Source organism: Actinoplanes italicus (genome assembly GCF_003001815.1).
Lineage (GTDB): Bacteria > Actinomycetota > Actinomycetes > Mycobacteriales > Micromonosporaceae > Actinoplanes > Actinoplanes italicus.
On the sequence record NZ_PVMZ01000013.1, the window covers coordinates 283,310 to 310,033 of the forward strand.

Here is a 26,724-nt window from a genome sequence, read left to right on the forward strand (position 1 = left end):
GCAGCATGAAAAGTTGCTGCGCTTCGCCGCGAATCGACCGGACTCTGTCGCGTCGCCTGGCGTGATCCAGCAAGACCACTGAGGATCGGCCGGACCACAACGGTGGTCCGGCCGTCAGGCTACTGGGGCCAGGACTGGAATCCTTCCGGCGGAAGCCGGTTGAACGCGCGCACCGCCCGGCAATCGGTAGCCGGGAGCCGATACGGATCAGGAGCGCCGGGACATGGCCGACGAGTGCCTGCTGCGCGGGCCTTGTTCTGGCTACTGGTTCTTTGACGCGGGGCCTGTGGGTGCAGGCTTGCTTGTCGCGCCGGTGTCGAGACGCGACGCGCCGGTCGGAGCGATGATGATGGCGTGCCCGTTCTGAACGTCGATGACGATGTTGTCACCGTCGAGGCTGACTGAACTGCCGGTCGGGGCGATGATAATGGCGTGTCCATTCTTGATCCGGACAGTGGTGTCGTCGCTTCCAGTGCCGGTGACCGCTGCAGTGGTGGGCGGCGGCTTCTCCCCAGCGCGCACTGCTGGGGCCGCCGTTGCCGGGCCAGCAAACGCCAGGGAAACGAGGACTGAGAACGGCAGGATCAGACTCTTCGTCACGTCGAGATCTCCACATCATTCGAGAGACGTTTGTGGCTTCGGCTCGGTTGCCTGCGAAGCCTAAAAGGCTGCAGTCCGTCCACCCGGTGCAACGATGGCGCGTTCACCCCTCAAGGGGACCTCGCCCGTTCGCCACCGACTCAGGGTCGTGGAGTACCGCGAGGCACCCGGGTTCTCCGGCGTCGTAAGCCATGTAGGCGAACTGGGCGGCGAGGCAGGAGGCGGCCTTCACAAGTGCCCGGCCCAGTTGTAGGGGTAGGCGGGCGCAGAGCATCGGGGCGAACCTTCGTCGGTGCGACCGGCCCCACACGAACAGCGAAAAGGAGTGCGTCACGCGGCTATTGGCGCGGGCGGTCCGCCGCTTCAAGATCGGTCAGGTCGATGGTGCACGCCGATCCGTACGTCTCCTTCAAAGTGCTGCCGCATCCTCGAAGGATTCGGCCAAGTCCAGCAGCCCGAGCGCCGTGCGCACGCGCTGTACGGGATTCAGGTCCTCGTCGGTGGTGATCGCGTACGCGGTGTCGAAGGCCATGTCCTCGCCCGAGACCTCCTCCGGAGGCGTGCCGTCCCACCGCCACCGGTCGGGTCCGATCGGCGTGACCCCCCAGTCGGCCAGGTATCGCAAGGTCAGATCGGCATCGGTCGTACTCACCCGCGGGAGTGTGCCCGGCGCGAGCTTGAGTGTCCATACGATTGCGCGGGCAGCGCGAAGCCGAGGCGCAGACCGTGAGCCCGGCCCGAACAAGTTGGCAAGCACGTGCCTGGCCCGACTATCAGACGACCGAACATCGGTAGAAGGGGATGCCGGAGACGACAAGCTCCGGCTACAGCGGGTGACGTGCTCTCGGCAGTCAACGCGTCCGGACTGCGGCATGTGAGTAGGTCAGTATAGGCTCGGAATATTAGGGATTCAGTGACCATTGCGCGGTGGGATGTATTTTGCCGAGGCGAAGGCAGAGGATCAGCGAGGCCGGCCGTTCGTGGGCCGGGAATTTAAAGGTGAGAGCGATTTTTGACTCGGTATCTGGATCGACCGCAGACGGCACGAACCAGCCATTGAAGTTGCTCACGTCGGGCGGGTAATACCGCTTACCGTCGTCCATTTCCAACCATGCACAGCCCTCCGAAAATGATCCGTCGAACGGCTCGGTTCCGGTGTTCTGGATCCGGAGGGTGTATGTTGCCCCGCCGGTACCGTTTACCAGGTCGGCTTGGAGCCATGCGCTGAATCCCGGGTCACCAGTCATGGTCACGGCTTCCCCAAGGTAAACCGGGGCGAGCCAGGGGTAATGCGTACGGACGTGTTCGTCAATGGCCGCGTGATTCAACTTGTTCTTGGTCGCAGTGTATGCGCTGCCGGAAAGATCGCGGTCGTCGTCTGCGTCGATCCGCCTCTGGTCGGTGAGTTGGGGCGTCGCCACGATCAGGATGCCAAGAAGCGCTGCGATGCCCGCGAGCGCGGTCAAGACGCGGGCCCACGGATATCGTGATGTCATGGGCCGTGGGATCGGCACGGTCGGCTCGGAGCTGAGGAAATCAAGGCAGGATCAGCCGACTGTACCTGCGAGGCTTCCGGAAGATGACCTCGCCGATGACGAGTTTCGGTCGCGGATGACCCTCCTGCCCCACCGCGGCATCGCTGCGGAAAAGGTCGGTGCGTCATCAAGGGCGACTACAGTGCGTGCCGGCCAGCGCGCTGGGTGCGGGCAGAGCCGGAACCAGCGCGCATTCTCTGCGGCATGACAGTGTGTTGCGGGCCGACCGCACTTCGCGCGACTGTTTCTGGTCTCTATGTCATCTTGCGACGTGACCGCGGAACCGGGACGCCAGTCTGTCTTGAGCGGCGAGTACGAGATTATGAGTGGGGAGTTGGTGTCGCCGCTGTGCTTTGGCCGGCGCCGGGGATTCCCGGCACATGTGTTGCGGTTGACGAAGGGCAGGCTCATGGCCGACGAGGCGCTGAGACAGGTGTTCCCCGGTCTGGACTTGGACACCTTCTGGGAGGACAGCGCGTATGCCGACGAGACCTACAACGGCGGGTACCCCACTGATCAACTGGTCTCCTCGGTCGAGGCAGAACTCGGGTTCCGGTTGCCGGCGTCGTATGTGGCTCTGATGCGGATGCGTAACGGCGGAATACCGCGGAACACGTGCTGTCCGGCGCCGAGCAGAACGACTTGGGCTGAGGATCATGTCGCACTTAACGCGATCATGGGGATCGGCCGAGAGAGGGAAGGATCTCTGGCAGGGCCGATGGGCAGTCGGCTGTTTGTCGAGGAGTGGGGCTATCCAGAGATCGGCGTGTACTTCGCCGACTGTCCTTCGGCCGGCCACGACATGATCGCGTTTGACTACCGTGACTGCGGCCCCGATGGCGAACCGCGCGTGGTCCACGTGGATCAGGAGGCCGGCTACCGGATCACCGTACTGGCGCCTGATTTCGTCAGCTTCGTCCAGGCGCTGCGGCCGGAGGACGACTACGACTATGACTGAGCCACCCACCGGGCCAGGAGTGCCATCCACCTTGCCTGGCGTGTTCCGCGACCTGCATGCGGACTGCGGCAAATGAGTCGAATCGAATGATGCACGCGCTTCACGAGCTCGTTCCGATGACTTGGTCGATCAGCCGGATCAGGCCGGACGACCCGTCGGCCGCGCGGAGGCGGACCACGACGTCGACCAGGGATCGGGGCTCCCACCTCGGCCCCAGGCCCACCCCCGCCGAGAATTCACGGCTGGTCCGGGTTGCCGGGGCCTCGACCAGCGGTGCCACCCACACCTCGTCGCCGTGCACCACGAGGATCCGGTCCGCCCGTAGATGGGATGGCAGGATCCGCTTCTTGTCCGTGGCAACGCGCACAGTGGCTGACAGCCGATTCCGGCTGTCGATGTCACGAAAGAGCGGGTCGTTGGACCTGATCCCGGGCATGAGGTCACTGTGGAGACGGACGGAAACGGTCACCGGGTAGTCGCCGATCGCTGCCCTGTTCTGGGGCGCCTGCGACATCAGCATGAGTGGCACCTCAGCGGTCGGCAGCACCGTCCCGGTCGGAACATGGCCAATCCACTTGAAGGCCCGCTCGACAGCGGCCGAGACGTTAATCGGTGGATTCTCGAAATGTCGCTGGTTCCGTAGTGGCACCACGCCGGACAGCACCATGTCGAGCAGCATCGGCACAGCGTGGCGCCATTCAGCCTCACCTTTGCCGAACAGACTGTGGTAGGTGACCGCGCCAGCAAAAATGTTGACCATCGCTTCTATGTCGGCGTCCGGCGGAAGATCGCCCCGGACCGTCCCCCTCTCGAGGACGGTGGTGACGACGCTTCGCCATCTGCGTTCGATCAGTTCCCGGATTCGTTCGTCGCTGTCGTCGTCCCGGGGTGCGTTCAACGCCAGACGCACCATCTCGGTCGTCGCTCCGGAAAGCACCGAGTAGGGGCCGATCAATCGAACGAGCACATGGTAGAGCTCCGACCGGGTGTCGCCGAGATCCGGGCCGTCGCTCACCAGCCGCTCGCGGCCCACAACCTCGGCATAGAGCAGATCAGGACGCGGGCAGATCCGGTAGAGATCGTCGCGCTCCATGCCCATCCGCTTCGCAACAGCCGAGAGGAGTGCTTGCTCCTCCCACCGATGCGCCTCCAGGGCCCTCTCGGTCGCGGCAACGACGGCGGCCTCGGTGTCCGGATCGAGATCTGGTGGATCAATCACGCCCCCAATCTAGAGGGGGGCCACCAAACCATCCAGTCTACGCGAATCGGGTTGATGACCTCGGCGATGAAGCTGTGCTGGTTCGGGCTTTCAAGGCCGAACCGTATCTCCCAGCCGAGAGGCGAAGCCCATCGAACGACTCCATGCAAGCAAGCGTGCGACTCACCGAAAAGCCGGAACCGCTACACCGGTAACCACCTCCGATACGTCTCCGGCCGGACACGTTCCGGCAGCCTGGCACATTTAAAATCCGAGCGAGCTATTTAATCGGCGAATGGTAAATTGGCGGACAGTCGCAGAACCGCGACATTTATTAGATGTCACCTCGCGATCGAAATCAATACACTCTTCTCGGCACTACAGTGCTCTATCAAGCTGGGGGATCGTCTCGGTAGAGGTCTTTCTTCACGTCTCGGCCGCCCCAACGGGTCGCGGTGAGTTCGGGTCGCGGACGCGTTGGCTTCGGTACCCAGCCGTACCGTCTGGTGTCGGACGGAGCGTTGTCCCAGTCGGCGATCAGCGCGAACGGGTCCGCGGTGTCATCGACGCCGTCGCCGTTGGATTCCCGAACGACCATGGAAGGGTAGAAGCGCGTCTCCTGAGCCACCCGGCAGTCGTCCGTCCGAGAAGCAACCAAGGCACCACAGCTTTCGCAGGCCACACACGGATTACCGCCGGCCAGCGACCAGCAGCCGATGAAAACAAGGCTGTGGACGATTCGGGTGCCGCGTACATCGCCGGGTGACAGCACGAAGGTGTCGACCACTTGATCGCTGCCGTACGCCGTCTCGTCGATCGCATAGGTGCCGGGGTCGAGAAGCGGAGGATTCACATGGTGGCAGTCCAGAAGCGACGAGTGCGGCTGCGCTGGCAGCTCCACCAACCGGACCGGGACACTCAGAGCGCTTCCGCACTCCACACACCGGAAGGTCTCCACCGCGGCAGTCTGACATTCCGACCCGGCGACGGCATCCGAAATATGCGGGCCGGGCTTTGAACATCACACCGTCTCAGGATGATCGATCTTTCCAACGCGCTCTCATCGGCATTATGCGGGTGAACTTCGTTCACCTTCGCCCTGGCGGGCCGCATAACGCCTGATATGCAGCGTGATCGAGGCACTGCATGCCAGTTTGAGGAGCCTCACGATCACCTGCATATCAAACAGTTCCGGATGTCGGCGGACCCGCCCACCGTCACGTCGTGTAGCTGACGAATTTCAGGCGCGGGCCACCCGTCCCATCTGTCGACAGCCCTCGTCCTGAGGACCACCCAGACGGACGACAGCTGTTGCCCCCACCGCGCCGTCGTGGACATGTAATTTATGTATCGCCGCAGGTCAGATTCGGTTCACCAGCTCAGGCGGTCGGTAAAGAGATTGAGCCGATGGGCACGCACGGCGGCTCGCAACCTCACCAGATGCCCGGGTTCGGTGTGACCGCGGCGTTGCGGATGTTCGCCGAGGACATCGGGGTGGCGCCGGACACGGTGAAGAGCTGGCGGTGGGTGGCGTCGCGGTGGCCGGCCGGGCGGCGCCGTGACGACGTGTCGTTCCACATCCATCGCGTGCTGGCCTCGATCGCTGATGCCGACCAGCGGTTCGCGGTGATCGGAGAGCCGCCGGTGCTGGCCCGGACCGGTGAGCGCCGCTGGTCTGAGGACGAGGCGAAGCGGCGGGTGGGCTGGCAGGTGAGCCGGCCGGAGACGGTTCAGGAGAAGCTCATCGCGGTGCACGCGCTGGTCGACGACGATGAGGTCGCCACCCGGGTCGCTACCGATCTGCTGCGCCGGCCCAAGGTCGCGTTCAAGGCGGCGGGCGAGACGACGAAGCAGGAGAGGATCGGTGCGGGTCCACGAGCTGGTCCGTGACGACGAGGTCGCCTCGCGGGTCGCCACCGGCCTGCTGCGCCGGCCGGAAGTCGCCGCGCGGGCGATGACCGACACCACGGCCCGGCACCTGGTCGACCGCGCTCAGGCCGACCAGGCCCGCCAGGGCGCCGAGCTGGTACGGCAGCGCACGCCCGCGTTGCAGCACATCGAGCACACCAGCGAGTTCCTCGACCTGGTCGGGGCGTGCGCGCAGTTCGTCGCCTCGGCCGGCCGGATCGTCCCGGGGCTACGGGGGCAGAACTACACCGAGGACGAGAAGGCCACGGTGCAGCGCAACCTGGCCCGGGTCCGGGCGGCCGCGGACTGGATCGAGGGTGCGGTCGCCACCGGCCAGGTCACCCCGGTGGAGGCCTGGCCCGCCTCCTCGCCGGCGAGTAGCCCGTCATGGGACGGGTGCCCGCAAACGTCTCCGGTGACCTGGTCCGGGTCGCGTTGATGGAGGCCCGCCCGGCCGGGCTGACCACCCGACAGCTGATCACCGCGACCGAGCTCAGCGCCTATCAGGTCCAGTCCGGGTGTGGTTCCTGCGCGAGGTCCTGGCCGCGCAGAACCTGACTCCGCTGACCTGGACCCGCCGCGACGGCTACCAGCTGTCGACCGACCCCGCCGACTGGATCGCCTACGAGCGGGCCTGCGTGCGCATCGAGCTGACCCGCATCTCCCGGTTCCTGAGCAGCACGGTCATACCGCACGCGCAGAAGCTACCCGACGACGAGTGGGTGCAACTCGTGCTGGGCCAGGTCACCGGGGTCAAGTCAGCCCTGGGCCTGCTCGTGCGCAGCGCATGACCACGATCGTGGACGAGGAGCTCGTCACCTACGACCGGAGCCTCGTGCGCGAGGAGATCAACCGCATCGCCCGGCTGCTGGACACCGTGATCATCCCGCACGTCCAGGACCACCCCGACGACGAGTGGGCGCAGTTGGTGCTCGGCCAACTCGTCGGGGTCAAGACGGCGCTCATCCTGCTGGCTCGTGACGAATGAACGCCACGCTCACGGCCTGCCCCGACGGCGCCGCTACCCGTCGGACACCACCGACACCGAGTGGGAGATCCTCGCCCCGCTGCTGCCAGCCCCGGCCTCCACCACCCCGACCGGCGGGCACCCCGAAGCGCACCCACGCCGCGAGATCGTGGACGCGATCCGCTACGTGGTCGACAACGGCTGCAAGTGGCGGGCCGTGCCGTCGGACTTCCCGCCCTGGCAAACCGTCTACGGGTTCTTCGCCCGCTGGGCCAAGAACGGCGTACTCGACCACGTCCGCGACCACACCGCCGACCACCAGCCACCATTGCCACAGGGCATGCCCACGCAGAAACTCCATGCCGGATGCCATCAGCCAGCGAACGACTAACCTGACGGGAACGCCGATCATCGGTTACCTGCTCTACTGATCCCGACATCGGGCATTGCGGCATAGCCCACGCCAACTCCTCCCAACGGAGATCACACTCAAGACGTGGAGATGCTGGTGAAGTGGTTCGAGGAGGACGACGGCCAATTCCGCCCCAGGATCGGCGACGTCGTCCACCCGGTCGACTACGAGTTTCCTAAGGCCCCCATAGGCGACGACCCGGCCCACTTCCGCCGGCGGTCGCGGTCCCGGCCAGCGCATCCCTACCGCTCGCCGTCCGCGTCGTGTTCCGGAAAGATCCCGCAGAAAAGTTCAGATCCGGCGCCCGCCCGCCGACGACGAGACCGCGCGAAACGAGGATCGATGACCTCGTAGCGGTGATCGAAGGAGACCGGATGAGCCCCAACGCCCCACGACGCACGATCCTCGACAGGAGATGGCCGACGGCCGTGCTGTCCGCGGCGCTGGCCGCGTCCGCCGGAGCCCTCGCCGCCCCAGTCCTCACCGGCCCCGCACACGCCGCGCCGGTCACGACCACCTCCACGTCGCCGATCACCGGCTCCTCGAAACCGTCCTGGCTGGTCGACTCCGCGCTGACCACGATGCGCGACGCCAACAGCACCATCGGAACTCCGGCCGTGTGGGCGCGCAAGGACGCCGCCGGCCGCCCGCTGACCGGTCAGGGAGTCGGCGTCGCGCTGATCGACTCCGGCATCGCCCCGGTCAAGGGCCTCGCCCAGCCCGGCAAGGTCATCAACGGCCCGGACCTGTCCTTTGAGTCCCAGGCCCCCAACTTGCGTAATCAGGACACCTTCGGACACGGCACCCACCTGGCCGGCATCATCGCCGGCCGCGATCCCGAGGTCCTTCGCGGAACCGAGAACGACCCCCGCCACTTCGTCGGCGTGGCACCCGACGCCCACCTGGTCAACCTCCGGGTCGCCGCCGCCAACGGAGCGGTCGACGTCTCCCAGGTCATCGCCGCCATCGAATGGGCCATCACCCACCGCAACGACCCCGGCGTGAACATCCGGGTCCTCAACCTGTCGTTCGGCACCGACTCCCTGCAGGACCCGATGCTCGACCCGCTGTCGTACGCGGTGGAGGCCGCCTGGCGTGCCGGCATCGTCGTGGTCGTCTCGGTCGGCAACGACGGGCCCACCACGACCCGCGTCGGCAACCCGGCACTCAACCCGTACGTCATCGCGGTCGGCGGCTCGGACACCGCCGGCACCGTCACCCCTATCGATGACACCATCGGCGCTTTCAGCACCAGAGGCAACATCCTGCGCCACGCCGACCTCGTCGCGCCGGGCCGCTCGATCGTGTCGCTGCGCGACCCCGGCTCGTTTATCGACGCCAACCACCCCGGTGGTCTGGTCACCGACCGCTACTTCAAGGGCAGCGGCACCTCCCAGGCCGCCGCGGTGGTGTCCGGCGCCGCCGCGCTCCTGCTGCAGCAGCGCCCGGACCTCACACCCGACCAGGTAAAGAAGATACTGACCAGCACAGCCGTACCGATGAAGGGCGTTGACGGCATCGCTCAGGGCTCCGGCCAGCTCAACATGCAGGCAGCCATAGCCGCACCCACCCCGCTGGCCATACAGCTGCACCCCCGCGCCCTCGGCCTCGGCACCCTCGAGGGAGCTCGCGGCACCGCACACGTCGCCGACCCCGACAACGGCGTCGAACTGACCGGCGAGCGCGACATCATGAACCAGCCCTGGCGACCCCTGACCTGGACCGTGACAGCCGTGGCCGGCCGCTCCTGGAACGGCGGCACCTACAACGGTGCCGTCTGGGCAGGATCGGCCTGGAACGGCACCTCCTGGACTTCGAAAACCTGGAGCACCACCCCCTGGACGGCACGAAGCTGGTCCGGCCTCAGCTGGACCGCCCGGTCCTGGAGCTCCGCCGGATGGACCGCCACCGGCTGGTCCGCTCGTTCCTGGTCGGCCCGCTCCTGGTCGGCCCGCAGCTGGAGCGGCAGCTACTGGGCCTCCCGGGCCTGGTCCTGACACACAAGTAAGCCCCATGATGAGCGGCGAGACCCCCTGAGGAGTGGTCTCGCCGCTCACAGTAAGACTGGCACGACCCAGCAGACCTACCTAGGCGATGTCAAGGCTGGCGGCCGTGGCGACGGGTATGCGAGTGGCTGGGGCCCAGCCGGGCGATCTGCGCTTCCATGACGGCAATAACGTCTCCAGCGGCATCCGAGCAGTGAGCACGGATGTTATGGACGTCGATTCCCGGGGCGAGGTGTACTCGGCAGTCGAGGGCGGCGCGGGCCGTGGTGTGATCTTCGATCGGCTGCTCAGGTCACGGTGAGCCGCGCCGATGAAGCCGGGTATGCGCAAGTTCAGCTCCGCTTCACCGAGCGCCGCCGACCTCGGAAAATTGAGGGTGGCACCAGGCGTCGACCGTCGCCGGCCGAGCACTGGGCGGTCCGCTGGCACGTCATGGCGGCGCGGCGGGGTATGGCTGACCGGGCTGGCAGCGGTCACGGTGCTGGGAGCCAGCGCGGCATCGATCACAAGTCTGCAGCAGGTCGCCGAACAGCGCAGCGAACTGCGCATACTGCTCAACGAGTTCAAAGCAGCGGCCTGGCAGCAGGACGCGCTGCGCTCTGAGGCGATGCTCGCCAGAGGGCTGCCGTCAGAGCTGGCTGACGCGCGTGAAGAGATTGACGACACCGTCGACACCATCGGCGCCCGATTCGATCGGCAGGACCCGGACAGCAGCCACACCAAGGCGATTCACGACGCATACCTGGCCTACGACACCGCAGCCGACCGCGAGTTCCAGTTGCTCAAGTACGAGGACCTTCAGGGCGCCGAGGAAACCGCTGCAGCCCAGACCGACCCCGCGTTCGCCGCGCTGCTGCCGGTACTCGAGGACGCCGACGGTGACTACGAGGCTCTCGCCGAACAGGCGTCCGGCCGTGCCCGTACCGGGACGGTGGTCATCCTGGCGTGCGCGGCGCTGCTCATCATGGGGCTCGTCTGGCAGGCGCAGCGGATCCGTGCCCGCGCGTTGCGCCGCGCCACCCATCAGGCGACCCACGACGCGCTCACCGGGCTGCCCAACCGCACGCTGCTGCGCGAGCGCACCGCCGCCGCCATCGACCGTCCCCGGCAGGACGGAACAGGTACTGCCCTGCTACTCATCGACCTCGACCGGTTCAAAGAGGTCAACGACACCCTCGGTCACCACTACGGCGACCAACTGCTCGTGCAGGCAGCCCATCGCATGCAACAAGCGGTACGCAGCGGCGAGACCGTGGCCCGCCTCGGCGGCGACGAATTCGCCGTACTGCTGCCCAGCATCGCCGGAGAACCAGACGTCACCGCCGTCGCCGCCCGCCTGCACGAAGCCCTGAACGCCCCGTTCACCCTCGACGGGCTTACCCTCACCGTTGCCGGCAGCATCGGGGCAGCCCTACACCCCCACCACGGCGACACCGCCGACGAGCTGCTGCAACGCGCCGACATCGCGATGTACACCGCTAAGGGCAAACGCATCGGCTACACCGTCTTCGACCACAGCCAGGACAGCACCGACCCCCGCAAACTCACCCTCGCCAGCGACCTGCGCCAAGGCATCGAGCAGGATCAGCTGGTGCTTCACTACCAGCCCAAGGTCGACACCCGTACCGGCAAGGTGCTCGGTGCGGAGGCCCTTGTGCGCTGGCAGCACCCCGAGCACGGACTGATCCCACCCACCGAGTTCATCCCGTTGGCCGAGCACACCGGTCTGATCACGCCACTGACCCGGTTCGTCCTCGACACCGCGCTGCGTCAATGCCAAGAGTGGCTGCGCGACGGCCACGAGCTCAGCGTCGCCGTCAACGTGTCCACTCACCGGCTGCTCGACCTCGACTTCCCCGCCGAGGTCGCCGACCGCCTCCAGTATTGGCAACTGCCGGCACACCTGCTCACCGTCGAGATCACCGAAAGTGCCATCATGACCGACCCCGACCGTGCCCTGCACGTCGTGCAGCAGCTGCACGCCCTTGGCGTCCACCTGTCGATCGACGACTTCGGCACCGGCTACTCGTCCATGGCGTACCTCAAAACCCTGCCCGTCCACGAGCTGAAAATCGACCGGACCTTCGTCGGTTCCATGACCACTAGCGACCGTGACGCCGTCATCGTGCGCTCCACCGCCGAACTCGGCCGCAACCTCGGCCTGCGCGTCATCGCCGAGGGCGTCGAGGACATGGCCACCTGGCAGGTCCTCGACGCCGCCGGCTGCGACGCCCTGCAGGGCTACTACATCTCCCGGCCCGTCACCGCAGACGCCTTCGCTACATGGCTGCGTCACCAGCGGGGCGCACCGGCCGCCATCGCGCCCTGACCGGCGTCGACGTCGCAGGCGTTCGTCGTTTCGACATCCACAGACCAAGAGACCACCAGGGGAGAGCGGCCGCGCGGGCAGCCCGGGGGTAGCGGCCGTAGCCAGGTGATCTCTTCCTGTGGCGGCATCCCGGGCCCCTGGCCAGCACGGCGAGCGCTTTCAGCCCGTCGGCCCCGGCGCCCACGGTCCGCGCAAGTACGGCTGGGGCCGGGGTCCGGTCCGGATCTGTCGGCGGCCCGGCCGCGGGCATTGGCTATTGGCTGCTGGTACGCGACCGGATTCTGAGATCATCTCTGGAAACGGTGAGGTCCCGAGGGCCCGTATGCCGCTTTGTGGGCGCGCCCGGCGCTGGCAAGGATTCCCCCGGCCCTCAACGATGCCCGGTCTTCGGTTAGGTCACCGGTGCTAAAGGCGTGTTTCAAAAGTGGTGGTTGCCGGTGAAGGTCACGGCGTGGCGGTGATCGATAACTGAAGAGGTCTCCGGTACTTGGTACAACGACCAAGAAGCACCATGCACCGGAGACCTCGTGGCCACCTTAGCGGTGACGAGGCGGCACGACCTCACCGACGCGCAATGGCAGCGGCTCGCCCCGCTGCTGCCTGCCATGTCGGGGAACGGTCGTCCGCCGAAGTGGGATAAACGGCAGCTCATCGACGGGATCCGGTGGCGGATCCGGATCGGCGCACCCTGGCGTGACGTTCCCGCCGACTACGCACCCTGGCCAACCGTCTACGGCCTGTTCCGCCGCTGGCAGCGCGACGGGACCTGGGACAAGATCCTGTCGGCGTTGCGGGCCGAAGGTGACGCGACCGGCCGGATCGGCTGGACGGTGAGTGTGGACTCGATGACCAGCCGCGCCCACCAGCACGCCGCCGGAGCACGCAAGGACGGGCATCTGCAGAAGGAACCGCCGGGTGGGGTGCACGACGAGCCGGCCGATCACGCGCTGGGCCGTTCTCGTGGCGGGCTGACCACCAAGACTCACCTGGCCTGCGAGCAGGGCCAGAAGGTTCTGTCGATGGTCGTGACCGCAGGACATCGTGGTGACAGTCCCCAGTTCATCCCGGTCCTGCGCCGTATCCGGGTCACCCGCCTCGGGGTGGGACGGCCCCGGACCTGCCCGATGCGGTGCTGGCCGACAAGGCCTACACCAGTTCGCGGCAACCGCCGCTACCTGCGCGCCCGCGGGATCAAGGCATGCATCCCGAGCAAGATGGACCAGGACGCCCACCGTAAAGCCAAAGGCTCCCGAGGCGGACGCCCGCCCGCCTTCGACCGGGACCTCTACCGGCTCCGTCACGCCGTGGAGAACGGTATCGCCAGGCTCAAACGCCACCGGGGCGTCGCCACCCGGTACGACAAGCTGGCCGTCCGCTTCCAAGCCGTCCTGACCATCACCATCATCACCGAGTGGCTCTGACCCGCTTATGAAACACGCCTTAGACGGCCCCGACCGTCACCTACGTTTGTTGGTCGATCACCGCGAAGACCTGATCGCCGAACGGACCCGGGCCATCAACCGCCTCCGCTGGCACCTGCACGAACTCGACCCGGAATGGGACCCCACAGCCCGATCGCTCGACCGCGTCAGCAACCTCGACCGCGTCCTGCAACGCCTGGCAGAGCTCACCAGTCTCGTCGCCCGTCTCGCAACAGCGATCACCGAACGATGCCGCAACCTCACCGAGGAGATCAACACCATCGAGGCCGAGATCCAGCAACGGGCTGAGATAGCCGCGCCCGCACTCATCGGTTTGCCTGGCTGCGCCGCTCTGACGGCCGCGAAGATCCTCGGCGAGACCGCCGGAATCACCCGATTCCACTCCGCGGCCGCATACGCTCGCCACAACGGCACCGCGCCCCTGCCCGTGTGGTCGTCCAACCGGGCCCGGCACCGGCTCAGCCGCACCGGAAATTGCTAGCTCAACGCCGCGTTGCACCGCATCGCGATGACCCAGGCCCGCTGCTACCAGCCGGCTAAAGACCTTGTCACCCGACGCAAAGCCGGCGGTGATGGCGGCCTGGAAGCTCTCCGTGTCCTGAAACGACGCCTGTCCGACGTCGTCTTCCAGGCTCTACATGCCGATTGCTCCCCAACGGGTTGACAGAGGAGCTATTTACAGTCCCAAACTCAGATGTCTGTCAGGGCGGCAGGTCGGACCAGTCGGGCTTTTCTAGCAGGATGCGAACTCGGTACAGCAATGTCTGGGTGTGCGCGGGTAGTTCGAGATAGGTGTTGGCGCCGGCCTTGGCAGCGGTCCGGGCATCAAGGCGCAGGGTGGTGGAGAGCAGGATGACGGGGGTGGTGTCGGTACCGAAGGTGGCGCGCAGCGCGCGGCAGGTTGGCGCGCCGAGTTCTTGCAGGTTGATGATGATCAGGTCGGGTTGCATGCGGCGGGCGGTGTCGATGATCGCGGCGGCGTCGCAGGCGTCGTCGACGTGGTGACCGGCGCGACGCAGTAGCCGGGTGAAGATGGCGCGCAGGTCGGGGTGGGGCTCGCCAAGCAGGATGCTGCGCGCGTCCGTGTAAGGCGCGCAGGCTGCTCCCCGGCTGTGGGGCGTGGCGCCGGGCCTGTCGGGGGGAGATGTCGTCGGTACGGTCCGCACGGCAGGAGCCCTGCTAGGGGGTCAGGCCGTCGGGGAGCCGGACGGTGACGCCGGTTCCGCGGTCGGTTGGGTGGGTGATGGTGATGGTGCCGTGGTGGGCATGCACGATGGCGCGCACAATGGCGAGTCCGAGCCCGGCGCCAGGAATGTTGGTGTGGCGGGCGTTCGCGGCGCGGTAGAAGCGGTCGAAGAGGTGGCCGCGGTCGGGTTCGGGGACGCCGATGCCGGTGTCGGTGACGGTGACTGTGGTGCCGTGTTCGTCGCGGCGCGCGGTAAGTCGGACGTGTCCGCCGTCGGGGCTGTATTTGACGGCGTTGGACAGCAGGTTGTCCAGGATCTGGCGCAGGCGGGCGGGATCGCCGGTGACGACGAGGGCATCGGGCACGGTGGCGGTGATGGTGACGGCGTTGGCGTCGGCCACCGGCCGCACGGTGGTCAGGGACTGGTGGGTGAGGGCGGCCAGGTCGACCAGTTGAGGGCTCAGGTGCAGGTGCCCGGATTCCAGGGCAGCGAGATCGAGTAGGTCGTCGATGATCGCGCGCAGGGAGTCGCTGTTGCGGGCGACGGTTTCCATCATGAGGCGGGTGTCGTGCGGCCAGGCCGGCTGGTCGGGGTCGTCGAGCAGTACGTCGATGTTGGCCAGGATGCTGGTCAGCGGGGTGCGCAGCTCGTGCCCCGCCAGCGACAGGAAATCGTCCTGGCCTCGGGCGATCTGCAGGGCCAGTTCGGCGCCGTGGCGGCGGGCGAGGTCCTGGCCGATCTGTTCGGCGATGCTCGCGAGCAGGGTGGTCAGCTCGGTCCGGTCGTGGTCGGGGCTGTCGGTGTAGCAGGTCAGTACTCCGAGGGCCAGCCCGCTGTCGGGGATCGGCACGGCCAGCGCCGTGTGCAACTCGGCCGGTGTTTGTTGTTGCAGGGAGGGTGATGCGGCGGTGTCCGGGGCCCACATCGGTTGCACGGTGGCCCACACGGTGCCGGTGACACCGGTGCCTTTGACGACGCCGCGGTTGACGGGTCGGGCGGACGGGTCGCCCGCGGTGCTGTGGTGTCCGGCCAGGTACAACATTCCGGTGAGATCGTCGAGCAGCCACAACTCCACATGCGGCCAGCCCAGGGCGGCAGCTACGGCCCGGGTGATCGCCGGGGCGGCATGTGCCGGGGCGTCGGCGTGGGACAGGGCGGCCTCTACGGCGAGTTGACAGTCGCGGAACCGCTGGACCCGGCGGCGGTCGGTGACGTCGTGCAGAGTGACCACAGCACCACACCGGCTGCCGTCGGCACGGACGATCGGTTGGGCGCTGCCCGTCAAGATTCGGGTCGGCTTTCCCGGAATTGTGACCATCATGGATTCCGCGTGCACGTGTTCACCGCGCAGGGCCCGCAGCGAGGGTGCCTGCTCGAGCGGGATCGGTGTGCCGTCGAGCTGCCGGACACGTTCGACGAAAAGACTGTCCACCAGTTGTGGCGTCCAGTCCTTGCCGATGTCGTGCATGTCGCGCATTGCCCGGTTGAACACCGTCACCCGGGCGTCGGCGTCGACCGCGACGACGCCGTTCTGCAGGCTGTCGAGCAGCGCGTTCAGGAACCCGCGCTGGTCGTCGGCGTCACGCTCAGCCTCCTGCTGGCCGGTGATATCGGTGAGGAATGCGCACACCAATGGCCCGCCTGCTCCGCGCAGCACGCACACCCTCGCCTGCACCGGCACCTCATGTCCGTCACGGTGGCGGATCCGCCCCCGCCAGGACCATCGACGGCGTGGCCCCGAACCTGTCAGCAAGCGCGGCAGACGCCGCCGCCACTGCTCACGCTGCTCGCTCGACGCGATCAGCTCCTCCAACCTGAGGCCCTCCACCTGAGGCGCCGACCAGCCCAGCAGCCCCTGAGCCGCGGGGTTCCATCCGAGCACCGCCCCACCGGCGTCCGCGGCGATGAACGCCTCCTGCACCTCATCCAGCACCGCCGCGCTGCCCAGCGCGTCGACTGCCGGCGCGTCGGTATACACCCCCTCGGCCGGCAATCCGGCCAGCAGATTCGCGATCTCCACCAGAAGCGCCATCTGCGCATCGGTGAAGTCACGCGCCACCACGTCGACGACCACCAGCGACCCGACGGTCTGATCGGCCGCATCGCGTAACGGCACCCCGGCGAACGCCCGTGCCCCGTATTCGACCGCCAACCGATGATCACGCAGATCCGGGTCAGCGATCATGTCCGAAATTCGGACCGGATGATCAGCACTGACGACGTACTTACACACCGAGTACGCCACCGGCACCGCCGCATGCGTAGCCAGCGCCGCTGGCAGGCCGTGGTGGCCGACAAAGTGTTCGTCCTGCACGTCCATCACGGCGACGATCGCCATCGCCGAACCCGTCACCCGCGCCGCCAGACCGGCAATCGCGTCCAACGGCATCGCCAACCCGGGCAACACCCGTCGCGCCCGCCGCGCCGCCGCCACTCTCACCGGATCGGCCAGTACCGCCTCATCCACCACCGGCATTCCCGCCACCGCCTCAACCCGCGACCGCGGCCCTCACCGATCGCTCGCCTTGTTACACCTATGACCGTGTTGCGCCAACCGCCAGGATCACCCAGGAAACCGTCGGAGGTGATCTTGTGCGGATGTTGCCAGCTGCTCGACTTCCAGCACGGCCCATCCCCCGCAAGGTCAGCCGCGCCATCGAATCCGAGCGCCCCGCCACCCATGCCGATTTGGGCAATCGTTGTTTCTAAGGCCCCGAACTACGGGGAGACCCCGCTTCCAGGCCGACCGGGTACCCACCTGAACCGTCCGCAACCCTCTGAGACGGCGGTCGCGGACTGTTTAGGCTGATCTATGCGTTGAGCCCGTCTGGAGATCGTTCTGCGATTCCGCGGTAATAGTGATCACTCGATGGCGTGAAAGGTGAGCATCAGTCACGTCAGGCCGGTCGGCTGCACGGATGGGCTGGTCATGAGCGCGCGTAGCGGTCCCCAGCGACGTAACCGACGAACAGTGGGCCTTGCTCGGCCCGTTCCTGGACGCCTGGAGAGCCACACGGATCTCGATAGCCGGCCGTCAGGGCGAACAGGACCTGCGGGAGATCATCATCAACGCGATCCCGTACCAGAACCGGACCGGCTACCAGTGGGCGAACCTGCCGCACGACAGGCCCCAGAAACCGGTAACTTACTACTATTTCGCCCTGTGGCGTGACGACGGCACCGATCAGGTGATCCACAACCTGCTGCGCTGCCAGGCCCGCCAGAGGGCCGGCCGGACCGAGGATCCCTCCGCGGTTGCGCTCGACACCCAGTCGATCCGGGCGGCGAACCGTGTTCCGGCCGCCACGACGGGCAAAGACGCAGGTAAGAAGGTGCCATGCCGCAAACGGGGCCTGGCCGTGGACGCCCTCGGCCTGATCATCGCGGTCGTGGTCACCGCCGCGAGCTTCACCGACAACGCGATCGGGATCTCACCTGAGCGCCTGAAGCCGCCATCAGACGAGCTCCATTTAGATAGCTCTTAGGTTGAGATCAATCGATTCAGCAGGTCGGCGCATATGGGGGGTGTCCCTATGGGAAGTGCGTGGGGAGCCTTGCCCGGATGGTCGCCTGAGTCTGAGCGAGCGCCCCCATGCAGCGAGGAGTAGCAGTGTCTCGTCTCGACCACTGAGCACGGCCTCCGCAGCAACGGCATGATCGATTTGCCTCAGTGCAGAAGCAAGATCCTCACGATGCTCCGCACTGATCGGGCGAATCAGCAGGGGATCGTGATCGAGCAAATTCCTCAATACCGATTTCCGTTCGTCAGGGTCCGCGATCTCGGCGATCGTAGTTGCAGCGCAGCGGACCCTTCGCCACCGTCACCCACCAGACCGTATGGCGCAATGTTCCCCCGGCTCGCCTGTACGTGTGCACCGCCCCGACCTCCCCAGACAAGCCGTAGCCGGGGTCGACGAGCTGGCGTTCGACCGGCACGGCCGCTATGGCGTCGACTACCCGGAGCATTACCTACTTCGAGAAGGAAGGCCCGGTCGTTGCCGAGGTCCGCAGCGAGCTGGTGCGTCTGCTGCGACAGGGTCGTGACGCGGTGGTGGACCACGGGTTGCGGCGGCGCAAGGACCGCGACGACTGGCGTGCCCTGGCCGAGTCCGCCGGCGGGCAGGTGCGGCTGCTGTACTTCTCGGTGCCCAAGCAGGAGTTGCTGCGCCGGCTGAACGACCGCAACACTCAGGACCACGGGAACGCGCTGCTGGTGACGGCGGAGGCGTTGGACGACTTCTATGGCCGGTTCGATGTCCCCGACGGAGAGAACGAGAAGATCATCCCGGCCGGTTCGTTCTGACCGGGATGACCGCCAGGTCTTCACAATCCTGGTGGCTTCATCGGCCTGCCCCCGTAGGCGGGCCGGGGGATGAGACCTGCCCTGGGCAGCAACCGGTAGCCGATATGCCGATCCGTCCGTACGCTGACGCGATGCCGAGACCAGGCCGGGCGATGTCGGCGGGTCACGTCCGACAAAGGCTCAACAAGCGGCGCCCTCACTCCATAGCGTGATTGATCGACATCAAACTCTGCTGATAACGCAGGAAGGTGCTTCTCGACAGCTACACCGAGCGCCTGGCCGCCGTGACCGGTTCAACCCTGGCAGCCTGGGCGAACCTGCGCCTGGAACCAATGGAACAGTCCGTCGAGCATCTCTGCCTCGCGCCCGCCGGTGACCGCATCGCACTCTGGTCCTGGCACGGATCCTTCGGGCGGCTCCGGAGAGCGGTGGTGCAGGACGCGGCCTACCTTCTGGTCGCCGCCGGCCATGTGCTTCCCGTGCCCGGCGACCCGGTACGCGACGAGGACCCTGTGGTGCGGGTCTGGACCGACCTCGTCGAGCGGGAGAATCCGAATCGACGATATGCGAGCGTCCCGGGTCCCGCCCTCGTCCAAGGCCTCGCCGAAGTCGTCGCGTGCATCGGCCGGCCCGTCGTGGCGGCTCAGGCACTTTGCCTCTTTGGTCAACTGTGGTGTGTCCAGCAAGGCCGGGTCGAACGCGTTCAACCGCGCCCAGCACGTCGCCAGCACGACATCGGGACCGACGAGGAGCCACCATGATCCACACCTACGCGGCCTACGGATTCAAGCTCAGCGGTCCGGGCAGTTGGGCCTTCACCGGCGTGGAGTCCGGAGGACGTCTGGTTGTTCTCTGGTACGACGCGACAAATCCGACCCATGACTTCGCGGCCCGGGCCACCACCGAAATCGCCCGAGGGTTGCATCACGAGTTGAGCCTGCGGCGGCGCATCGCCTACGAGATCCAGACGCCCTTCTTCTTCGAGTCAGTGATCGACGTGTCCCCACAGGGATGGACCCGCGAAGCGAACGCTCCACCCGCCCTCCAACCGCATCTGCCGGCCTCGTCACCACTGCTCGATCTCGACAGGCCGCAACCCGCCTCATACGTGCTGGTCTTGGGAGACTCCGTCAGCGACCTGGACGCCATCGAGGCCGCCTACTACGACGAGGACGACGAAACCGTTGACGAGGAGTTCCTGGTCCACGACGCCCGCACCGACTGGGACAGCCTGTTTGGCGCGGCGCTGACCGAGATCGGTGTGCAGATGCCCGACATGCCCGACTGGTTCTGGTACCGCACCGAACCGTTGATGGAGCCCTACCGGATCCAACTCGAACGCCAGACATCGGCCCACGAGTACGAGTGCTTACCGGGTTCGCCGTGACCGGGGCCGCGCGGGATGTGTCTGCCCGGATCGGCGGGGTCGCGCCGGTGGGTCAGAGGGGGCGTCGACGGCGCCGGGACTGGAGAACACCACCGGAGCAACGGCAGGGCGCACGGCCTCCGGCGGCGGCCACGGCGCCGCCACCATCGCTGCTGCGGTGACGGATACCGACCGCGAGAGGCGGTCCAGCAGCTGCTGGGCCTGGCCGGCGTCGATACCCCGGCCCGGGTCGATGCGCACACCCGCCGCATCAGCGAGGTCCTCGACGTCGTGGCTGGTCACCGCCTCGGGCCCGAGATCGGTGAGCCGCCGGGCGAACTCCTGCACACTGATCATGCGATGCATTCCTCTACAGCTGGTAACACGACAGAGCCGCGGATTCGCCGCTGGGCACTTTGTTCAAGGTTAGGCAGCGATCAGATCTCGTGCGCGTCGGCGATGCGAACGGCCAAGCAGCGACGAAGCTGACATAAGACAACTGCGGTGCCCTGGTAGACGCACCCCGCCGTACGGCTCGCGCCCGAACCGCGCGCCCGCCATCGGCCCGCGGTGTTCCCGACGGCGGCCGGCAGCCGGATACCCAGCAATGCCGGTGGGCTGACCGTTCAGCCCAGCCTGTTGCCCCGTCGTCTGCCGCCGAGCAGCCGAACCCGGAACGCAGCGACCCAGAAAGCAACAGGTGTCGCGGCGGCAAGAGCGCGGCCGGTCAGCCGGTGTGGTGGGCCCGTTTCGGAGCCGGCCGGGAAGCAGCGTGGGCGCCGGCGGCCGACGGATGGACGAAGGCCCTGACGCGGTGGAGCAGTTCCTGACTGGTGAAGGGCTTCTCGACGATGGTGACGCCCTCGGGAAGGGTGCCGTTCTCGGTCAGGACGGGTTCGGCGTAGCCGGACATGTACAGCACCGGGATGTCGGGCCGGAGGGCGCGGACGCGGGCGGCGACCTCGTTGCCGGTCATTTTCGGCATGATGACGTCGGTGAGCAGGAGGTGGATCCGGTCGGGATGAGTTTGGGCGAGATGGATGGCGTGTTCACCGCCGCTGGCGGTCAGGACGTGGTAGCCGGCGCGGGTCAGGATCCGGCCGGTGATCACGCGCAGGTCGTCCTCGTCCTCGACCATCAGAATCGTCTCGTGCGGGGTTGTGCCGGCGGCCGGTTCGACGGTCACCACTGGGCCGGAGTCAGCGTTGTCGAGGCGGGCGTCGACGGCGGGCAGGATGACGGTGACGGTGGTGCCGATGCCGTTCTCGGAGTAAAGGCGTATGTCGCCGCCGGCGGCGGTGGCGATGCCATAGACGGTGGCGAGGCCTAGGCCGGTGCCGGACCCTTTGGGTTTGGTGGTGTAGAACGGCTCGAAGGCGCGTTCGATGACTTCGGGTGGCATGCCGCTGCCGGTGTCGCTCACCCGAATCCGCACGTAACGGCCCACCACCAGCGGGGAGCTGTTGAGGTCGTCGTCGCCGATCTCGGCGTTGCTGGTGTCGATGGACAGGGTGCCGCCGCCGGGCATCGCGTCGCGGGCGTTGACGGCGAGGTTGACCAGGATCTGCTCGAGCTGTCCCGGGTCGGCGTGGACCGGCCACAGGTCCCGGTCCAGGGTGGTGACCAGGTGGATGTGTTCACCGATGGCGCGGCGCAGCATGGGTTCGACGTCGCCGATGACGTGGTTGAGGCTGAGGATCTCGGCCTGGGTGATGTCGCGGCGGCCGAAGGCGAGCAGTTGTTTGGTTAGTCGGGTGGCGCGTTCCGCGGCCCGGCTGATCTGACCGCAGTCTTTGCGGGCGTCGGCCAGATCGGCGGTGCCCGGGGCTGGCATGTCGAGGGTTTCGGAGATCATCTCGGCGTAGTTGCTGATCACGGCGAGGATGTTGTTGAAGTCGTGGGCTACACCGCCGGCAAGCTGACCCAGACTCTCCAGGCGGCGGGTGTGCTGCAAGCGGTGTTCGGCGGCGTCTCGTTCGGCCTGAGTGATGAGGCGTTCGCGTTCGGTCTGGGCGATCAGCCGGTCGGTGACGTCACGGATCGCCGTGGTCACGATCATGCCCCGGTCGGTGGTCACCGAGGACAGGCTGATCTCGGCAGGAAACTCGCTGCCGTCCTTACGCACCGCGGCCAGCGCGGCCCCGGCGCCCATCGGGCGGATTCGCGGATGGGCGAAGTAGCCGTCGCGTTTGTGTGGGTGCCTGCCCCGCAGCCGCTCGGGGACCAGGATGTCGACGCACTGGCCCAGCAGTTCCTCGCGCTGGTAGCCGAACAGCCGTTCCGCTTGGGCGTTGATCAGGGTGATGAGGCCGTCGCCGGTGACGCCGATGATCGCGTCGGGAGCGGCTTCCAGCAGTCCTTCGAACATGGCTTCGGCGCGCTGGCGTTCGCTGATGTCGCGCGATACCGACGCCACACCGGCGATCCGGCCGTCGTCGTCGGTGATCGGTGACAGGGTCAGTGACACGGTGATCACGGCGCCGTCCTTGCGGCGGCGTTTCACCTGCTGCTGGTCGATGCGCTCACCACGGGCGATGCTGGCCATGAACCGGGCTTCGGTCTCTTCCTGGCCCGGCGGGAACAGCATGGACGCGTGCCGGCCGACCACCTCGTCAGCGGGGTAGCCGTAGAGCCGTTCGGCACCGCCGTTCCAGCTGGTGATGACCCCGTCGAGTGTCTTGCCGATGATCGCGTCGTGCGACGACTCCACGATCACCGCCAGCCGCTCGCGTTCGGCCAGTGCCTGCGCCCGCCCGGCGAGCGCGGCGGCCTGCACCGCCAGTTCGGTGAACGCGGCGACGTCGTCCTCGGCGAACAGGCTGCGGTAGCGGTTCAGCAACAGCACCGCACCGCGTCCGCCCGCGCACGGCACCGCCGCCACCGTCACATACCGGGTGCCGGTGGCCTCCGCGAACATGACCGCCACTGCCGGCGGACGAGTCCAGCCCGCCAGGGCGTCGATAGGGCCCGGCACAGCCAGGACCTCATCAAGGAATTGGCGTGTGCATTCCAGGTCGTTGAGCGTTTCGTCGCCGCAGCCGGCCACCCGGACCGTCTGGCCGCCGGCCGGCATCAGCACCACCACCGCGTCCGGCCCGAGGATTTCGGTGGCGCCTGTGCAGTAACGCTTCCACGTGCACGCTGCCGGCTCGTCGGCCGGCGCGGCCAGCAACCGGCGTGTCACCGTATACGCAGCCTCCTGCGCCCACCTGCGGCACAACCGGGCGGGCGGCACGAACGCCAGCAGGTACAGCACCCCAGAGATCACGGCGAGCACCCGGGCCTCCACAGCATGGCCAGTCATGGCGACCAGCAACGCGGTGCCGAACACGCCGGTACCGGCTGCGGCGCACCACAGCCTGGCCCGCGCCGCGCCGCCGTGCCGCCGGCCCTCCGCCCACAGCAGACACCCCGCGATGGCCTCGAGCACAAAGAACACGATCACCGCAGGCCAGGCCACCAGTCGCGAGCCCGGCCGTGTCGCTGCCGATGACACCAGCACCGGCACTACGCTCAGCGCCCACACCGAGACCGCCACCGCCGGCCACCACCGGGCCCGTAACGGTCGCAACCGGCTCACCAACCGCAACGTGAACAACGGTTTGGCCAACAGCAGCCCTACCGCCACGATCGCCACCAGCCGCGGCGGCGCACCCATCACCAGACGAGCCAGGCCCAGCACGAACAGCATCGCCACCGACGCGAACATCCACATCACGTCACGCAGCAACGGATCCCGTCGGCGCAGATACCGCCACGACACCCATAACAAGATCACCGTGAACAGTGACGTGACCAGAAGCAGCGCCATGGGATCCTCTGTCCCGCCGGACACGAATGCCCGGCGATAGGGGCGATCCCGATCAGGCTAGGCCCCAAAGCGCGGGCTCGTTCGGAAACAGGCGACTCTACCCTGCAACTTGTCGATGTCCTCGACGTAACGAGGGTGTCCCCGTCGGGCCCGACGGTGGCCTCAGAGGGTGCCAATGGTTGCCGATCGGGAGTAGAGCGGCTGGCGGGGCTGCCCGTAGCAGTGACCGGCCGAGCATCGATGGAGCTTATGTCACGCGCCGAGGAGGAACAGATGAACACCACCTCTGTTGGTGCCGTACCCGTGGCCCGTGTGGCTCCCAGGCGGCGATCGTTCGCGGACCTGAGCGTGAACGTCAAAATTCTTGCGGCAGTGACGGTCGCCGCGCTGGTCGCGCTCGTGGTCGGCGTGCTGGGGCTGTCCGCGCTGGGGGACGCCAGCGCCGCCGCGCAGCAGATCTATCGCAACAACCTCGCCTCCGTCAAAGCGATCGGGGTCCTGGACAAGACAGTGGTCCAGGCCCGGCTGGACACCGCCTTCCAACTCATCTCACAGAAACCCGCCGACACCCAGAAGTACGCCGACGCGTTCGCCGCCGACCAGCAAGCGTTCAACACGGCGCTGGCCGCCTACAAAGCCACCAATCCCAGCGGTGACCCCGCGGTGATCGCCGACTTGGAGTCGCTATGGCAGGCCTACGTGCAGGTGGTGGAACCAAGCAGCTGCCCGCCGGGCAACGTAACGACATCACCGGCTGGGAGGCGACCCGCAACACAGAGATCGTGCCGCTGATCGTCAAGATGAACAAAGACATCGCCGCGTTGACCGCGGCCGAGGACGCCGACGCCGCCCGTAGCGCCGCCGGGGCGCAGACGAGCTACGACTCCAGCCGGATCCAGTCGATCCTTCTCCTCGTCGTGGGGTTGCTACTCGCTCTTGGGCTGGGGGTATTCGTCGCCCGTTCCATCGTGCGGTCGCTGAACAAGGTCAAGGCCGTCTGTGACGCGCTGGCCGCCAACGATCTGACCCGCACCACCGGCTTGACCTCCCGCGACGAACCCGGGCAGATGGGCCGAGCCCTGGACAGCGCCGTCACGGCGTTAAGGCAGCTGGTTACGAGCATCGGAGGGTCAGCGGTGACGCTGGCCGGCGCTTCGGAGGAACTGTCCGCGGTCAGCACCCAGCTGCAGGCCGGTGCCGCTGATGCGGCACAGCGGGCGACCACGGCGACGTCGTCGAGCGAAGAGGTCAACGCCGGGGTGCAGTCGATCGCCGCCGGCGCCGAACAGATGAGCGCCTCGATCACCGAGATCGCCTCCAACGCCAGTAAAGCCGCCGAGGTGTCACTGAACGGGATGGGGGTTGCCGAGCGCACCACCAATCAGGTCGCCGCACTCGGCGCGGCCAGCGTGGAGATCGGCGACGTGGTCCGGCTGATCACCACCATCGCCGAGCAGACCAACCTGCTCGCCCTCAACGCCACCATCGAGGCCGCCCGCGCCGGGGAACTCGGCAAAGGCTTCGCGGTCGTCGCCGGAGAGGTCAAGGATCTGGCGCAGCAGACCGCGAAGGCGACTGAGGAGATCACCGCCCGGATCGGCAACATCCAGAACTCCAGCAGTACCGCGGCCACCGCGATCGGGGAGATCACCGACGTGATCCGGCAGATCGGCGACTACACCACCACCATCGCGTCCGCAGTGGAGGAACAGACCGCCACCACCGGCGAGATGAGCCGGTCCGTGGCGGAAGCCGCGACCAGCAGCGCCGACGTCGCCCGCACCGTGTCCGGGGTGGCCGAGGTCGCCAACGCCGCAGCCGACAGCGCCAAGGCCACCCAGCAGGCCGCCGGCGAGCTGACCCGCCTGGCCAGCGACCTCACCAACCTGGTCGGCAGCTTCCGCCACTGATCCGCACACCGCCCCGCCGGGCGGTGTGCGGATCAGTGAAGTCACCCGAGCAGTCGTGCCAGAGGGGATGCAGGCAGTCATGCACCGACCATCAGCACCGACCAGCCCTGTCGACCATCAAGACGTCGTCATCCAGCTGCTGGCTGCCACCTTGCAGACCCGCGCCACGATCGAGAACGTGCTGCACGCCGTGGCGGTCAGCCCTACCGACCAGCCGAAAGCGGCCGCCGACCTCACCGACGCCGCCACCGCGCTGGCCCGTGTTCACGACACTCTGCTGCGCGCTGCCGGTCTCGGCGACGACGTGTCCGGCGGATAGGTCCACGCGCTCAGGTATGGGCGCGCCGGTGTGGGGCGGGCGAGGTTTCCGAAGGTGGTCGGCTGAACCCGGCCGCTGCCGGGCCGCCGGTCAGCCGCCGTCGTCTGGAACGTGAACCGGTCGAAGTGGCCCGGCAGGCGCGCACGTGTGTTGACGAACATGCGGGCTCCTTCCATGTTGCTGCCCCAGCGTCCGGCCGCCGATGGCTTGGGCCGGGCTACCTGGCCGGTATCGGCACCACACCAGCAGCACCGCGATCTTCCGGAGGGCCTGCCGACGACGGAGGGTCTGCATCGTTCCCCGATCTCGGAACCGGCACGCGCCATGCAGGCGGTGGTCGTCTGCGCTGGAGGGCTGCGGTCCGCCGAACTGCACGTGCCGGTACCGGCGCCAGTGGGCGATCGTGTCCTCGTCGCGTTCGATCGCCCGGTGGACCGGCAGCTGGGCGGTGTAGCCGAGTCGTTGCATCGCTT

General features: G+C 67.3%; 24 protein-coding genes and 3 pseudogenes. 18 read left to right on the forward strand and 9 right to left on the reverse strand.

Annotation, left to right across the window (positions count from 1 at the left end):
* Positions 1–261 precede the first annotated feature (261 nt).
* From CLV67_RS51235 to CLV67_RS29670, 3 genes are all read right to left on the reverse strand, one after another.
* Positions 262–600, reverse strand: a complete 339-nt coding sequence (locus CLV67_RS51235) for a hypothetical protein (RefSeq protein ID WP_146169342.1) — start codon at positions 598–600, stop codon at positions 262–264.
* 409 nt (positions 601–1,009) lie between these two features.
* Positions 1,010–1,252 (reverse strand): hypothetical protein, encoded by a 243-nt coding sequence (locus CLV67_RS29665; RefSeq protein WP_106324181.1) that lies wholly within the window; start codon positions 1,250–1,252, stop codon positions 1,010–1,012.
* A gap of 250 nt (positions 1,253–1,502) precedes the next feature.
* Positions 1,503–2,066 (reverse strand): hypothetical protein, encoded by a 564-nt coding sequence (locus tag CLV67_RS29670; protein ID WP_106324183.1) that lies wholly within the window; start codon positions 2,064–2,066, stop codon positions 1,503–1,505.
* 340 nt (positions 2,067–2,406) lie between these two features.
* On the opposite strand from CLV67_RS29670, the gene CLV67_RS29675 reads away from it, so the two are divergent.
* The gene (locus CLV67_RS29675; protein WP_239166570.1) at positions 2,407–3,093 is read left to right on the forward strand and encodes an SMI1/KNR4 family protein; all 687 of its coding nucleotides are present in this window, start codon (positions 2,407–2,409) and stop codon (positions 3,091–3,093) included.
* A 100-nt stretch (positions 3,094–3,193) separates the two neighbouring features.
* On the opposite strand, the gene CLV67_RS29680 is transcribed toward CLV67_RS29675, so the two are convergent.
* Together CLV67_RS29680 and CLV67_RS29685 are read right to left on the reverse strand one after the other, a co-directional pair.
* Positions 3,194–4,312: a TetR-like C-terminal domain-containing protein gene (locus tag CLV67_RS29680; RefSeq protein WP_146169343.1), complete on the reverse strand. Its 1,119-nt coding sequence runs from the start codon at positions 4,310–4,312 to the stop codon at positions 3,194–3,196.
* A 370-nt stretch (positions 4,313–4,682) separates the two neighbouring features.
* On the reverse strand, positions 4,683–5,192 hold the full coding sequence (locus CLV67_RS29685) for a hypothetical protein (RefSeq protein WP_239166571.1): 510 nt from the start codon (positions 5,190–5,192) through the stop codon (positions 4,683–4,685).
* Between the two features lie 539 nt (positions 5,193–5,731).
* Here CLV67_RS29685 and CLV67_RS54340 point away from each other — a divergent pair.
* The 10 genes and pseudogenes from CLV67_RS54340 (at position 5,732) to CLV67_RS29730 (ending at position 13,836) form a co-directional block, all read left to right on the forward strand.
* Positions 5,732–6,181: a DUF6192 family protein gene (locus tag CLV67_RS54340; protein WP_146169344.1), complete on the forward strand. Its 450-nt coding sequence runs from the start codon at positions 5,732–5,734 to the stop codon at positions 6,179–6,181.
* Positions 6,156–6,638, forward strand: coding sequence for a DUF6192 family protein (locus CLV67_RS54345; RefSeq protein WP_146169345.1), 483 nt, complete (start codon positions 6,156–6,158; stop codon positions 6,636–6,638). Before CLV67_RS54340 ends, CLV67_RS54345 begins: the two co-directional genes overlap by 26 nt.
* 79 nt (positions 6,639–6,717) lie before the next feature.
* Positions 6,718–6,990: a hypothetical protein gene (locus CLV67_RS29695; RefSeq protein ID WP_203737367.1), complete on the forward strand. Its 273-nt coding sequence runs from the start codon at positions 6,718–6,720 to the stop codon at positions 6,988–6,990.
* Positions 6,987–7,187, forward strand: coding sequence for a hypothetical protein (locus tag CLV67_RS29700; RefSeq protein WP_106324191.1), 201 nt, complete (start codon positions 6,987–6,989; stop codon positions 7,185–7,187). Before CLV67_RS29695 ends, CLV67_RS29700 begins: the two co-directional genes overlap by 4 nt.
* A pseudogene (locus CLV67_RS29705) lies at positions 7,177–7,482 on the forward strand (transposase); the annotation flags it as partial. The gene CLV67_RS29700 and the pseudogene CLV67_RS29705, both read left to right, overlap by 11 nt.
* A 470-nt stretch (positions 7,483–7,952) precedes the next feature.
* Positions 7,953–9,575 (forward strand): S8 family serine peptidase, encoded by a 1,623-nt coding sequence (locus CLV67_RS29710; protein ID WP_106324195.1) that lies wholly within the window; start codon positions 7,953–7,955, stop codon positions 9,573–9,575.
* Between the two features lie 331 nt (positions 9,576–9,906).
* A complete protein-coding gene (locus CLV67_RS29715; RefSeq protein WP_170154057.1) occupies positions 9,907–11,913 on the forward strand; it encodes a putative bifunctional diguanylate cyclase/phosphodiesterase in 2,007 nt (668 codons plus the stop codon).
* A 166-nt stretch (positions 11,914–12,079) separates the two neighbouring features.
* Positions 12,080–12,193: pseudogene (locus CLV67_RS54810) on the forward strand (IS701 family transposase); the annotation flags it as partial.
* Positions 12,194–12,440: 247 nt separating this feature from the next.
* Entirely contained in the window at positions 12,441–13,334 is an 894-nt protein-coding gene (locus tag CLV67_RS29725; protein ID WP_170154058.1) for an IS5 family transposase, read from the forward strand.
* 49 nt (positions 13,335–13,383) lie between these two features.
* On the forward strand, positions 13,384–13,836 hold the full coding sequence (locus tag CLV67_RS29730) for a transposase (RefSeq protein WP_170154059.1): 453 nt from the start codon (positions 13,384–13,386) through the stop codon (positions 13,834–13,836).
* A gap of 220 nt (positions 13,837–14,056) precedes the next feature.
* Here CLV67_RS29730 and CLV67_RS29735 read toward each other — a convergent pair whose 3' ends face one another.
* On the reverse strand, positions 14,057–14,521 hold the full coding sequence (locus tag CLV67_RS29735) for a response regulator (RefSeq protein ID WP_106324203.1): 465 nt from the start codon (positions 14,519–14,521) through the stop codon (positions 14,057–14,059).
* Positions 14,522–14,534: 13 nt separating this feature from the next.
* Entirely contained in the window at positions 14,535–17,018 is a 2,484-nt protein-coding gene (locus CLV67_RS29740; protein ID WP_106324205.1) for an ATP-binding protein, read from the reverse strand.
* Between the two features lie 460 nt (positions 17,019–17,478).
* On the opposite strand from CLV67_RS29740, the pseudogene CLV67_RS29745 reads away from it, so the two are divergent.
* From CLV67_RS29745 to CLV67_RS29760, 4 genes and pseudogenes are all read left to right on the forward strand, one after another.
* Positions 17,479–17,973: pseudogene (locus CLV67_RS29745) on the forward strand (transposase); the annotation flags it as partial.
* 512 nt (positions 17,974–18,485) lie between these two features.
* Positions 18,486–18,845 (forward strand): AAA family ATPase, encoded by a 360-nt coding sequence (locus tag CLV67_RS29750; RefSeq protein ID WP_203737371.1) that lies wholly within the window; start codon positions 18,486–18,488, stop codon positions 18,843–18,845.
* Positions 18,846–19,093: 248 nt separating this feature from the next.
* Entirely contained in the window at positions 19,094–19,606 is a 513-nt protein-coding gene (locus CLV67_RS51245) for a hypothetical protein (RefSeq protein ID WP_146169346.1), read from the forward strand.
* Entirely contained in the window at positions 19,603–20,232 is a 630-nt protein-coding gene (locus tag CLV67_RS29760; RefSeq protein ID WP_106324209.1) for a hypothetical protein, read from the forward strand. Before CLV67_RS51245 ends, CLV67_RS29760 begins: the two co-directional genes overlap by 4 nt.
* Here the strand turns inward: CLV67_RS29760 and CLV67_RS29765 are convergent.
* Together CLV67_RS29765 and CLV67_RS29770 are read right to left on the reverse strand one after the other, a co-directional pair.
* Positions 20,215–20,568: a hypothetical protein gene (locus CLV67_RS29765; RefSeq protein WP_106324211.1), complete on the reverse strand. Its 354-nt coding sequence runs from the start codon at positions 20,566–20,568 to the stop codon at positions 20,215–20,217. The two genes, CLV67_RS29760 and CLV67_RS29765, sit on opposite strands and share 18 nt — an antisense overlap.
* A 370-nt stretch (positions 20,569–20,938) precedes the next feature.
* The gene (locus CLV67_RS29770) at positions 20,939–24,022 is read right to left on the reverse strand and encodes a hybrid sensor histidine kinase/response regulator (protein WP_239166573.1); all 3,084 of its coding nucleotides are present in this window, start codon (positions 24,020–24,022) and stop codon (positions 20,939–20,941) included.
* Between the two features lie 273 nt (positions 24,023–24,295).
* Here CLV67_RS29770 and CLV67_RS54585 point away from each other — a divergent pair, with 273 nt between their 5' ends.
* The 3 genes from CLV67_RS54585 (at position 24,296) to CLV67_RS29780 (ending at position 26,251) form a co-directional block, all read left to right on the forward strand.
* Positions 24,296–24,814, forward strand: a complete 519-nt coding sequence (locus tag CLV67_RS54585; RefSeq protein ID WP_307833879.1) for an MCP four helix bundle domain-containing protein — start codon at positions 24,296–24,298, stop codon at positions 24,812–24,814.
* Entirely contained in the window at positions 24,709–25,932 is a 1,224-nt protein-coding gene (locus tag CLV67_RS29775) for a methyl-accepting chemotaxis protein (protein WP_307833880.1), read from the forward strand. Before CLV67_RS54585 ends, CLV67_RS29775 begins: the two co-directional genes overlap by 106 nt.
* Positions 25,933–26,011: 79 nt before the next feature.
* Positions 26,012–26,251, forward strand: coding sequence for a hypothetical protein (locus CLV67_RS29780; RefSeq protein WP_146169347.1), 240 nt, complete (start codon positions 26,012–26,014; stop codon positions 26,249–26,251).
* The last annotated feature ends 473 nt before the right edge of the window (positions 26,252–26,724 follow it).

What these genes read in the sequence shown, in the direction of transcription:
- CLV67_RS29760 (WP_106324209.1), top strand. Translation starts at nt 19,603, where the DNA reads ATGATCCACACCTACGCGGCCTACGGATTCAAGCTCAGCGGTCCGGGC.
- CLV67_RS29775 (WP_307833880.1), top strand. Translation starts at nt 24,709, where the DNA reads ATGGCAGGCCTACGTGCAGGTGGTGGAACCAAGCAGCTGCCCGCCGGG.
- CLV67_RS29780 (WP_146169347.1), top strand. Translation starts at nt 26,012, where the DNA reads ATGCACCGACCATCAGCACCGACCAGCCCTGTCGACCATCAAGACGTC.
- CLV67_RS29715 (WP_170154057.1), top strand. Translation starts at nt 9,907, where the DNA reads ATGCGCAAGTTCAGCTCCGCTTCACCGAGCGCCGCCGACCTCGGAAAA.
- CLV67_RS54340 (WP_146169344.1), top strand. Translation starts at nt 5,732, where the DNA reads ATGCCCGGGTTCGGTGTGACCGCGGCGTTGCGGATGTTCGCCGAGGAC.
- CLV67_RS29740 (WP_106324205.1), bottom strand. Translation starts at nt 17,018, where the DNA reads ATGCCGGTGGTGGATGAGGCGGTACTGGCCGATCCGGTGAGAGTGGCG.
- CLV67_RS29700 (WP_106324191.1), top strand. Translation starts at nt 6,987, where the DNA reads ATGACCACGATCGTGGACGAGGAGCTCGTCACCTACGACCGGAGCCTC.
- CLV67_RS29765 (WP_106324211.1), bottom strand. Translation starts at nt 20,568, where the DNA reads ATGATCAGTGTGCAGGAGTTCGCCCGGCGGCTCACCGATCTCGGGCCC.
- CLV67_RS29770 (WP_239166573.1), bottom strand. Translation starts at nt 24,022, where the DNA reads ATGGCGCTGCTTCTGGTCACGTCACTGTTCACGGTGATCTTGTTATGG.
- CLV67_RS29710 (WP_106324195.1), top strand. Translation starts at nt 7,953, where the DNA reads ATGAGCCCCAACGCCCCACGACGCACGATCCTCGACAGGAGATGGCCG.
- CLV67_RS29750 (WP_203737371.1), top strand. Translation starts at nt 18,486, where the DNA reads ATGGCGTCGACTACCCGGAGCATTACCTACTTCGAGAAGGAAGGCCCG.
- CLV67_RS54585 (WP_307833879.1), top strand. Translation starts at nt 24,296, where the DNA reads ATGAACACCACCTCTGTTGGTGCCGTACCCGTGGCCCGTGTGGCTCCC.